The 10,463-nt window shown below is 32.1% G+C and carries 9 protein-coding genes and 1 pseudogene; 5 read left to right on the top strand and 5 right to left on the bottom strand.

The features are described from left to right. The first annotated feature begins 133 nt into the window (after positions 1 to 133). Together ACFWDE_RS28310 and ACFWDE_RS28305 are read left to right on the top strand one after the other, a co-directional pair. Positions 134 to 1,114 carry a hypothetical protein gene (locus tag ACFWDE_RS28310; RefSeq protein ID WP_002151815.1) on the top strand — a complete coding sequence of 327 codons (981 nt, stop codon included), beginning with the start codon at positions 134 to 136 and terminating at the stop codon, positions 1,112 to 1,114. Between the two features lie 611 nt (positions 1,115 to 1,725). Continuing rightward, positions 1,726 to 1,950 (top strand): hemolysin XhlA family protein, encoded by a 225-nt coding sequence (locus tag ACFWDE_RS28305; RefSeq protein ID WP_002151817.1) that lies wholly within the window; start codon positions 1,726 to 1,728, stop codon positions 1,948 to 1,950. Here ACFWDE_RS28305 and ACFWDE_RS28300 read toward each other — a convergent pair. Next, the gene (locus tag ACFWDE_RS28300; protein WP_232299911.1) at positions 1,933 to 2,226 is read right to left on the bottom strand and encodes a hypothetical protein; all 294 of its coding nucleotides are present in this window, start codon (positions 2,224 to 2,226) and stop codon (positions 1,933 to 1,935) included. The two genes, ACFWDE_RS28305 and ACFWDE_RS28300, sit on opposite strands and share 18 nt — an antisense overlap. A 124-nt stretch (positions 2,227 to 2,350) precedes the next feature. Between ACFWDE_RS28300 and ACFWDE_RS28295 the strand changes: the two genes are divergently transcribed. Both ACFWDE_RS28295 and ACFWDE_RS28290 read left to right on the top strand, forming a co-directional pair. Then, positions 2,351 to 2,779, top strand: coding sequence for a cell wall hydrolase (locus ACFWDE_RS28295; RefSeq protein ID WP_002144383.1), 429 nt, complete (start codon positions 2,351 to 2,353; stop codon positions 2,777 to 2,779). Between the two features lie 694 nt (positions 2,780 to 3,473). Beyond that, positions 3,474 to 3,590 carry a DeoR family transcriptional regulator gene (locus ACFWDE_RS28290; RefSeq protein WP_002151820.1) on the top strand — a complete coding sequence of 39 codons (117 nt, stop codon included), beginning with the start codon at positions 3,474 to 3,476 and terminating at the stop codon, positions 3,588 to 3,590. A gap of 775 nt (positions 3,591 to 4,365) precedes the next feature. Here ACFWDE_RS28290 and ACFWDE_RS28285 read toward each other — a convergent pair. Next, positions 4,366 to 4,758 carry a hypothetical protein gene (locus ACFWDE_RS28285; protein ID WP_002151822.1) on the bottom strand — a complete coding sequence of 131 codons (393 nt, stop codon included), beginning with the start codon at positions 4,756 to 4,758 and terminating at the stop codon, positions 4,366 to 4,368. 701 nt (positions 4,759 to 5,459) lie between these two features. Here ACFWDE_RS28285 and ACFWDE_RS28280 point away from each other — a divergent pair. Next, positions 5,460 to 5,708, top strand: a pseudogene (locus ACFWDE_RS28280) (tyrosine-type recombinase/integrase); the annotation flags it as partial. A 662-nt stretch (positions 5,709 to 6,370) separates the two neighbouring features. Here the strand turns inward: ACFWDE_RS28280 and yjcZ are convergent. The 3 genes from yjcZ to ACFWDE_RS28265 all read right to left on the bottom strand — a co-directional run bounded on the left by yjcZ (position 6,371) and on the right by ACFWDE_RS28265 (position 9,732). Next, entirely contained in the window at positions 6,371 to 6,475 is a 105-nt protein-coding gene (gene yjcZ / locus ACFWDE_RS28275) for a sporulation protein YjcZ (protein ID WP_080019238.1), read from the bottom strand. Positions 6,476 to 6,628: 153 nt separating this feature from the next. Then, on the bottom strand, positions 6,629 to 6,733 hold the full coding sequence (locus ACFWDE_RS28270) for a YjcZ family sporulation protein (RefSeq protein WP_081806744.1): 105 nt from the start codon (positions 6,731 to 6,733) through the stop codon (positions 6,629 to 6,631). A gap of 2,168 nt (positions 6,734 to 8,901) precedes the next feature. Continuing rightward, the gene (locus ACFWDE_RS28265; RefSeq protein ID WP_377896107.1) at positions 8,902 to 9,732 is read right to left on the bottom strand and encodes an alpha/beta fold hydrolase; all 831 of its coding nucleotides are present in this window, start codon (positions 9,730 to 9,732) and stop codon (positions 8,902 to 8,904) included. Between the last annotated feature and the right edge of the window lie 731 nt (positions 9,733 to 10,463).

Genomic DNA, 10,463 nt, shown 5'->3' with positions numbered 1-10,463 from the left:
CTTTTGATTATCTTTATAAATAACTTGAACATTACCTATGATATAATAAATTACAGTTATATAATTCTTAAGTTTTAAATTAAAATAGGATAATCTATTTAAAAAATACAAATTAAATGAAAGGGGAAATAATATGAATGAGAATCAACCAATCAATATGAATACAACGGAAGTAAAGGAGTATTTAAGCGTTAGTAGTTTCGTTGTTAATAATCTTATGAAGCAGGGACAATTAATTCCAATCAATAAAGATACATGGCGATTAGATGGGAGTTTCCTTTTTAGAAAAGAGGATGTAGACTCAATTAAAAAGGAAAGGGAGATAGAAGGTCTTACTTTATACCAGGCTAGTAAAAAATACGATATAAGTACATATCAATTAGAAAAATGGTTAGAAGATGGAGAATTGACAGCTACTATACAGGAATATCGTAACCGTGAGACTAAATTCCTTCAAGAAGAAGAGTTAGGCAATCTTGTACATCGATTGGATCAATCGAATGCAATGTATACATTCTCTCAAAAGTATCATACTGTACTTTTCCAAAGATATATCCAGGGGAATACAATAGCAAGAGTCATTTCTATTCCAAAGCGTGGAGATATTATGTTAATTGATGAGTTCGGAAATGAATTTACCTTAAAAGAAGCAAAAAAATTAGGATATGAACAAGCTTATGAGTTGACTGATAAACCTCGGAGCCATCATCAAAGATTTATTAAGTTTCGTTTACCTAAGTCTGATCAATTACGTAGTAGTTCTTTCCAAAAAGTTGACTTAATACTCCAATATGTCTCACCAAGAAATATAAAGATTTCAGAAGAGGAGGGCTTTTGGTATTTAGATGTACGACAATCACTTATTGAATTGCCTATGGGTATGCAAATGGAGTGGATTGAGAGCCTCTCACCATATTTAATTGAAGGGAAATTAGTGAAACGTGTTAATAGTAGCGTCTATTTAGATAGTAGCAGTGTGACAAAACCAGTTACGATGTCCAGTAAAGAATATCAAGTACTTAATAAAATAGTCGAAGAAACAAACAGCACTATTGACGAATTTATTGCGTCCGCTATTCGCGAAAAAATCAATTACTATCAAAATACACAATAAACGTATTTAAAAGCCATTTTAAGCATAACGAGAATTGATAATCATATAATGATACAGAAAGGTCTTTTCCAGGTAGCTACCTCTTATACATCAAAAAGGCACCTAATTAAGGTGTCTTTTTACTTTTCACCTTTCAAGAAGAACAAGCATATATTAAAGTATAGGACGAGCTTAACCGCTTCTATTCTATTTTGATACTCAGTTAAAACTCCTTATCACATTAAGAGCATCTACTGCCTTGGATGCTCTCTTTTTATTGAACAAAATGGGCATTTAATGTTCTGTAGACGCAGACATAGAGGCAGTAATAACCGTCGAAATTGATAATATCCTTTGAAAGAGCGTTTTTTGTTTATGGATTTTCTAAACTTTTTATGAATGTAGTTGAGATTCGATTGAAGTTCTAACAAAACAACCGAATATGATTAATTAGTACAACCATCGGTCAATTAACAAATGCTTGTATTAGTTTAGTAATGATAAATACGATTGGAAAAGGTGTATAAAATAAAGATTCAACATGGAAATAACTCGTATACATTCACATCGAAAAAGGTTGTCTCATAAAATATAGAGATTGTTCTATTAAGATATTAGAAGGATGTGAGTATATGGAAGACTTAAATGTGAAAATTGACAGTCTAAAATCAGAACAAAAAGAGATCATGCGTGATATTCGTAATTTAGAAACTCGAATAATAATTAACGAGAAAGACATTTCTACAATTAATAAGCAATTAGAAAAAATCAGCACGAATACCTCTTGGATTTTACGGATTATTATCAGTACGATAATTATGGCTGTTCTAGGTTTGATACTAAGAGGGACAATTTAAAATTCCCAAAAGTACTTTTTGAAGAGAGACAAGTGTCTCTCTATTTATTTTGAGGAGACGCATGTCGGAAAAAGATAAAATACTAACTTGAATCATATTTCTCAAAAGTAAATGTAAATAAGTAACTCCAACTATTGAAACTACATAATCCTTATAAATACCTCTATTCATGAGTTTATTTAGCAATTCTTCTTCACCTGTCGTTCCATCTTTAAGACCCATACCAATGACAATACAAATCCTTCCATGAAAGAGTCCATATTCAAGTACCATCATCCTTCCTATTCAAGAGTAATTATCTTTCATACTTCGTAGACATAACAATCTATATTATGTGAAAAAGTCATTATCCTGATTAATAAGCAATACTATAAGAAGAAAATATAATGGAGGTGAAGTCATGGGGGTTGTTAACGCTACAGATGCAGATATTGCACTTTTAGCAAGATTACTGAGAGCAGAAGCCGAAGGAGAAGGAATTCAGGGTATGTTGCTCGTCGGAAATGTAGGAATTAACCGAATAAGAGCCAATTGTTCCGATTTTAAAAATCTTCGTACCATTAGACAAATGATTTACCAAGAACACGCATTTGAAGCTGTTACTCACGGTTATTTCTATCAAAGAGCAAGAGAAAGTGAAAAACGCTTAGCTCGTCGAGTAATCAATGGAGAGAGGTACTGGCCTGGGAAATTTAGTTTATGGTATTTTAGGCCACCAGGTGATTGTCCTCAACAATGGTATAATCAGCCTTTTGTCGGGCGTTTTAAAAAACACTGTTTTTTTCAACCAACAGCCGCAACTTGTGAACAGGTTTATAACACATTTTAAACAGTGATAAAAACAATCTGTAATTAAAGAAAGTATAAAAGAGCGTTAATTTAACACTTGTTTGCTAGTTTTAGGAGTGGTGTCAGGATTTTGCAGATTTCCAATGTTAAGATAAAAAACTTTGTATCAATAGGGTTTCTCCTATTGAAATGTGAAGTTAGTGAACTACTCACCACTTAGCTGACGCTTGAAGTGGGAGCTTCTTGGGAAGTAAGTGATTTTTACTAGTCACTTATGTTTACCAATCTAACAGGGTAGTCCCTCCCCCTAAAAATAGTATGAGTACGTTAGACACATATACGCTACTTTCTTCGCCTGGTTTTCACATATTTCAGTAGCGCAGGACGATAGAACGTTGAAGATTTTACCTTGTAGACGAATTTCCTACAACAACCTTATATCTTCAGTTTTCAAAGAGCGATCTGTATAAAAGTATAGGGTAGCAAATATGTTGGCTTACGCCAACCAAAATTCATCTTCCACTTACCGTTGGGCTATCGTCCTGCACACGCTTGAGTAAGGAGAATTCTTTCGGGAAGTGCGGTTAGAAATAATTTAAAGAAATCTAGATAAAACAAAAAAACACAGATAAATTGCTATCCATGTGTTTTTTGTATCCATTTTTATCATTTAAATATCCATGACTATATATTATAATGATGCCAAATTATGTCATAGTTATGTAGGAGATTCGATGTCTAGAGCAAAAAGATTAAATGAAATGATTATGATGGTTAATCGAATGAAAAAATTTACTGTGGGAGAATTAGCACACGAATTGATTGTTTCAAAACGAACCATTTTCAATTAGGTGTGCACATTTAGACAGTTAAATAAATATAGGTAACTTTATGGAGTGGTGGTATAGGATCTATTAATCCTTAATTATATAATATGAATAACTTGTTGACACTACCACCCCTAAAGGGGCAAGCCGACTAACGTCAGTGGGATTCTTGCTACCAAAGGCAAAGTCCATTTCTGGTATCGCTGACGTGCAAGATTGCGGTGTGCCGTCACCACTCTCACGACAGACCGTATAGGTTCGTGAGCTACGGTACTATCGTTGCGTGTTCATATGTTTTAGCGTCTTGTTCTTGACGACACATATCATTTTACCGATAGCGTGAATTCGGTTATCGAACTCCATATGATATCTTGTTTTCAAGGAACACATAGGCGTTTTAAAGACTTGTGCTTGTCTATCGTTCAAGTATAACCAAAACACAACTGTTTTTCTATGAAAAAGCGATACTTTCATCCCATGCCTAAAGGCGGACTAAAGTCCGATATGGGCTTTCCCACATCGCGAAATCTGTAATTAACTTGTACATTTTTAATAAATTTATTTGTTTTATGTAAAAGGTGCCAAGAAATACTTTGTAGTTTTATTTCTTGGCATGGGTATTTATTTGGGTCATTTGGATGCCGACCTTACAATAGTATATGTCCGCTATATGAAATGGTTTGTTATTTACGTTCAGTTCAGTAAATTTAGGAAAGAAAAAACACCTATTTTTTAATAGGTGTTTTTTCTGCAAATTGGCTTATAAAATTAAAGGAAAGGTATTTCTATTCATTCATTATTAAAAATCATCTCTATGATCATGCTCATGTTCTTCACATTCTCTACAATGCTTCTTACGCTTGCAACAGAAACGATTACAATCAGGTGAATTTATAGAGATTACGTTTATTCTGTTAATCGCAATACGTGCTAATCCTGGGAAACAATCAAAGTCAGATAAAATAATTACGTTGTTTCCTTGAAAACCTTGGAATGTTGCACTTGTAGGTCTTTGACAATCATATTGAATAACAATACAAGTACCAGGAGTTAATGTTCTTAAGAATTGTAATAATTCTGGATTATTATGCTCCTGTCTATTGTTTTCTTCTTTTCTGTGATGATCTCTATGATGATCTCTCCGATCATCACATCTGTTGAAATCACAATCTCCACCAAAACCAAAACCCATAATAATTACCCCCTTTCGTTCGTTAGTACATTTTATGCTCGTCTAGAAGGGATGGTGTGAGTATATGAGTCTAGTTAAGTGTGGATTTTTCATTTAAATATAAAATTGGTTTAATAATACCATCTTCTCCTCTTTAATTTATCAACATATTCCAGTGTGATTTGCGGTGTACTATGACTGATTGTTTCTTGTAACATGGCTACCAATGGATTCTATGTTGACAAAAAACCTGTTTTTTACAGTTGTCGATAAGCATGAATCCTACTAATGGGTTTGTTTCTTTTTCGAGAAGGGAATGACTAGATACTTTTTAGTGCTGGGGATACGAATCGATTTTATGAAAAGCAGAAGTTAATTTAATCCTCCTTTCTTTGTTTTTTCTCCTCACTAGATATAAAGTCCTTATCTCGTAATGCCCGATCAGATTGTTCGGTTTGAATTACACTTTCTATAGGGATTGGTAAATCAAATGATTTATAAATTCGATTAGGAGTAGTATAAATACCATGTATAGTTTTGTCTAAATAATGACGTTCTTCCTTTGTATAATAAGTAATCAGTAAAGTGTTGAGTTGTTTTTTCTACAATTATAAAAAGATATGGATGAGAAGAAAAAGCAAAAAGAGGACATAAAAAAGTGTTATGTAGCGGAGATTCTTTCGTTTTGTCAATGTACGGCGTAACAGGCGGAAGAATTTGGATTGAACAGGGAAGACGTATAGCGCTATGCTTCTTTATTGAGAATATTATGGCCTTGGCATATATGTAGATATAGTAACTGGTTAAAAAGCGTGAAGAATGGAAAGCGAAATTCCAGTTCTAGCGTCAACGCTCGCGAAGAAAACAGTACTGATACGTTCTTTTTTTAGCATCTACATGTATTTGGGTATATAGAAAAAACTCTTCACGAAGAACTGCAGCGTGCAAATGTAAACGAACAAGATCACCCTACTCTATGAGGAGGTCATGAAAATATCCAAATAACGAAGCTTTACTTGGAGAAACAAATGAAACGAAAAAATAATGTAAGAATGACTTTTGTAGATATGTTCAATGGAATTTCTTGTGAATCTCAAATATAGTAAGGGAAATGTATATAAAGAGATCACTTGTCTTGGAAACAAGTGATCTCTTCATTAGATAAATTGCTACTTACCAACAGCAAGTAGTCGTTATCCCATACATATGTTCAGGAGATATTATAACACAATTTTTTTAGTTATATAGAGGGGAGCATCAGGATTTTTCTTTATAGAAGAATAACCCTCTAAGGTGCCTTCCTCCGACTTGAACCACGTTCATTAATATAAATTTTTCCGTATTATCCCTTTGTTATACGTGTAAACACATCCTATAAAACAGAATCGTCTATATGCACTAGATTGTTAGTACACAACATACAAAAGAATTGAGATCAGTATCAGAGTGACGCCATATCTTTTAAAATGAACGATATGTTATGCTTTTCAAAAGAATCTGCTGTATAGGATGCATGCACATTCATTATTTCACTATGTTTATTATTAATTATATGTATATTTTTTATGTTATGCATAACTGCATTATTTAGGTAGTGTGTATAGAAAAGGGACTCTAATAACAGTGCCCTTTCCTAGTATCCGAATCCGCCGCCCCAACAGCTACATCCGATAATGATTAACAAGATGAAGAGAATGATCAGTAAAGCCAAGCCGCCGCAAGAATCACCGTAACTCATAATTTTTCCTCCTTTAATTAGAAGACTTAACAATGGGATAGATTGTTGTTTTAATGGATTTACATTACTGTATGTTTTTATGGAATGAATGAGCAAGCCCATTTAGAAATAAAGAAAAGACACTCATATAAGAGTGTCTTTTCTGATAGTTTTTTAGCAGAAGCAAGCAGCTCCAACTATGATTAATAAAATAAATAATACAACTAATAAAGCAAAGCCACCAGAAAAGCCGCAGCCACAACTACCACCAAATCCCATAATAGTTCCTCCTTTTGGTAAGAGGGTAAAACAAGGGGTCACTCAAGTATTTTAATGGATTCATTTTACTTTATGTTTTTATAGAGTAATTGAGCAGGTCCTTTTAAAAAAGAAAAGGCGCCATAAGGCGGGTAGATAAGGTTTTAATTTTCCAATCTAAATAAATTATGTAGTAGCTCTTTGAGGTTATATCATAATATATTGTTTATTTAATGTTAATTATTACATACTCTTTTCCAGACTCCTAATTTTCATAAAAAAAGGTCGAAATTGGCTACTGCAAAGATGAATTAAAACGATGTGAATCTAGATTTTACATTTTCTGTTCTAAAAATTGGATTCCTCATGAAGAAATTATTGAATTAAAAACTGAATACAATAAAAAACTTGAAATTAGAGCATAAACAATTTCGAGAGTTTATAAAGATATTAAAATAGAATATAAATCTTGTAGAGTAAACCCTTTAGAACTAGCTGAACTGGCTAGAGAATCTAAGTTAACAAACAATGAAATTCATGATTATGCTATGCTTATTTCAAAAATTTTCGAGTGAAAAGGTGAGTTAATGACTCGGGAGGAATATGAAAAAGAATCTCCGGATATAGCATTTCTGGCCATTAACACCATACAAGAGTTATAAAGAAACATAAGTGAGCTAGAATTAAAAAACGAACAATTAAAAGGTATAAATAAAATTTCTAAATACAATTATTATAATGTATCAAAATTCCCAGATTCCCGGGAGTTACTGCATAATAGCTCAATATTTTTGAGCTCACTATAATAATATAAAATTATTTAGGGAGAGAATGATGGGAGATTTTCTCTTAGGGAGAAAATATTGATTGAATTGAAAAAGGAAGTCATAGCGTTATATGTAGGGTTTTTTGAATGAGTGCTCTTTTTACAAATTAAAGAGCAGCTAACAAAAGTTAACTGCTCAAGCAAGGAAATCGGAGAAAGGATTACCATGTTATCTGTAGTGTTGACGGAATATTCAATTTTATTCATAAGGCATATGTATTTAAAGAAAAATATAGCCCACCACGAATAATGCAATCTATCCAATTGAAAGAGCAATATATTTGAAATTTTCATGATTACCCCTTTTAGATATAGATTGCTCTATTCATAAGAACTTTATTAAATTTATAATTAAATAAAAAGAGCACTATTTATGGTGCTCTATGACCAAGATTCATACTGAAAAAAGGACAACTTCACCGACAGGTGAAGTCTGTATAAAATGAGGTGAAGTTCATACAAAAGTTGTTTGGAATTGCATCATAATTTGTAATTACACAGACTGTTTAGGATTTATATCCCTATAAAATGATTTTTGAACCAGAACCAAAAAGACCACCCTAAGGTGATCTTCTTATGTAGGGCGGGAAGACATCGGTCTTCCCTTCGGGTTGCCCCGATGGAAAGGGCGTTTTGTTTCCAAAACTGTTTTTCCTAATTACATAGTATGCAAGAGTTTCAGTTTAGTTCCTAAATTATTCAATAAAAAACTAAAAGTTTAATATATAGCTTTTGTTTTTTATTTATGGTGGATTGATCTCATCGCTATCAATCTAAAGTTATGAAGTACCCCCTAAATGAAAAAATTTATCCCACTACAATTATTTATGACCATTCAGCTCATTTTTTTCGTATTGGGGGTGATTTGTATTCTTAACCTGATAGTCATGTTATTAAATGATTTTTGAACCAGAACCAAAAAGACCACCCTAAGGTGATCTTCTTATGTAGGGCGGGAAGACATCGGTCTTCCCTTCGGATGGCACCGATGGAAAGGTCGTTTTGTTTCCAAAACTGTTTTTCCTGATTACATAGTATGCAAGAATTTCAGTTTAGTTCCTAAATTATTCAATAAGAAACTAAAAGTTTAATATATAACTTTTAGTTTTTATTTCTGATGTAAAGTGATAATAAAGTTATTTAATTCTGATCTAAAAATATAAGAGCCTCGCTGCAAATCATATTGTAGTAAGGCTCTTTAAAGTTGTTTAATTTCTAACCATTTAAATGTGTTTGTAGACAAAAATCAATAATAAAGTTGTTTAAATCTTGTTCAACTAAAGCACCTGTTAGTTGAAGAACAACAAAATGAACTGACAAGCAATAGATATGGAAATTAGGTTAAAGAAGTTAATGATTGCATTTACTCGCTTGAATTGCAAACTGAATTGCTCCTAATTAGCCAGTCTTTGATTAGTCCTTGTACTATTTTACGTTTTTCTATTTGAAGCATATGACCAGCACCATCTAAAACGGCAAACGTAGCATTCGGAAATTTTTCTAGAAGAAAGAAGTGATCTTTATACCCACAGATTGAATCCTGTTTCCCTAGAATGATCAGTGCAGGTTGTGTAAGTGTACCTACATCATTAAGTGGTTCTTCAGAAAGAAAATACCCTTTCTCTCTCCAATTTGACATTAAAAAATTTTTATTAGCTAATAATCGTCCAGGTTGGATTTCGTTTAAAAAGTATTTAAGGTTCTCTTTATTTTGATAATTCATCAATGTTTCAAAAGCCATTCTTTTATCAGAATCCAATTCTTTTAATAAATCTTCATCTTTTGTAACAACTATTTTTTTAGGAAGATCTCTATCTTTCAAATGAAGTGAAGTAGCCAGCAAACAAATGCTCTTTACATTTTTATGTCTATGGTGCAAAACACCTTGTGCCAAATATCCTCCAAATGAAAAACCAATAAGAGAAAATGCTTGGTTAGGAATTATCATATCAATAAAATCCAAAATATTTAAAAGCATATCATCTGAAGAGTTGAAATTTTCGTCAATTAAACTTCGACCGTGAGCAGGTAAATCTATATATATCCTCTGAAAACCTTGAATCTCATCGAAAATTGGCTCTATCCAGGCTTTCATAGATTTATGGTCTGTACCCATTGAATGCATTATTAATATAGGAAAACCATTCCCTACGATTTCATAATAAATACTACCTTTTGCAACTAAGCAATCCATCGAAATTTTTCTCCTTATTCACATCACTTTTATCCAAAACATTTTATGTCCGCCTACTATATATAGTTCTGTATTAAGTTAAAAAAACCTTTTAAACTGCTTGAAAGAAAGATTTTTAAATAACTTAATTATTTTTTAAATGACTATGTTGTGAATTAAATAACTTTATTATCACAGTACAGCTGGATAAAATAGCACGTCTTTTTATTAGGGGTATTGCTAGCATTTTTGAAAAACCCTACGCTAAGTGAAAAAATACAATATGCCGTCCATATAGACAGCTCATTTACATCATTCTCGTTAGTGGAATTTATTCACAAATTTAACCATTTAATGCTATCATCGTAATAAAAGGGGGAAAAGGTAATGGATAAATTTTTATATTTAATTTCAATAATAGGAGTATTGTTATTAGTTATCGCCATATTTTTGAAAAAACCACGTAGATAACGCTTTTATATGCTGCTGTTATGAGATTCAATTAAACTTTAATGATTGTTCTTTATTGAAAGGGATTTCATTTAACGCAATAGATAGATGACCTCAACTTTTTTAATATTTTTAAGTGATTCATGAATACAAAGAAGCCTTTTCCCGTTTTATTGTTTAATTGCGTTTTTTTACATAAAAGTTTACTTTCATAAAGATAGAAAATTAATAATTTTCATATATTAATATTAAGTTTTTTACCAATAAATAATTATCAAAATCCCTCTAAATCAACCATGCAA

Source organism: Bacillus sp. NPDC060175, assembly GCF_042728695.1.
GTDB lineage: Bacteria > Bacillota > Bacilli > Bacillales > Bacillaceae_G > Bacillus_A.
The sequence above is the reverse complement of the archived record's forward strand: the minus strand, read 5'-3'. Positions and strand labels throughout refer to the sequence as shown.

Excerpts from the sequence above, each read along its gene's own strand:
- ACFWDE_RS28310 (WP_002151815.1), top strand. The coding sequence starts at position 134 with ATGAATGAGAATCAACCAATCAATATGAATACAACGGAAGTAAAGGAG.
- ACFWDE_RS28265 (WP_377896107.1), bottom strand. The coding sequence starts at position 9,732 with ATGGATTGCTTAGTTGCAAAAGGTAGTATTTATTATGAAATCGTAGGG.
- ACFWDE_RS28300 (WP_232299911.1), bottom strand. The coding sequence starts at position 2,226 with ATGATGGTACTTGAATATGGACTCTTTCATGGAAGGATTTGTATTGTC.
- ACFWDE_RS28290 (WP_002151820.1), top strand. The coding sequence starts at position 3,474 with ATGTCTAGAGCAAAAAGATTAAATGAAATGATTATGATGGTTAATCGA.
- ACFWDE_RS28295 (WP_002144383.1), top strand. The coding sequence starts at position 2,351 with ATGGGGGTTGTTAACGCTACAGATGCAGATATTGCACTTTTAGCAAGA.
- ACFWDE_RS28285 (WP_002151822.1), bottom strand. The coding sequence starts at position 4,758 with ATGGGTTTTGGTTTTGGTGGAGATTGTGATTTCAACAGATGTGATGAT.
- ACFWDE_RS28305 (WP_002151817.1), top strand. The coding sequence starts at position 1,726 with ATGGAAGACTTAAATGTGAAAATTGACAGTCTAAAATCAGAACAAAAA.
- yjcZ (WP_080019238.1), bottom strand. The coding sequence starts at position 6,475 with ATGAGTTACGGTGATTCTTGCGGCGGCTTGGCTTTACTGATCATTCTC.
- ACFWDE_RS28270 (WP_081806744.1), bottom strand. The coding sequence starts at position 6,733 with ATGGGATTTGGTGGTAGTTGTGGCTGCGGCTTTTCTGGTGGCTTTGCT.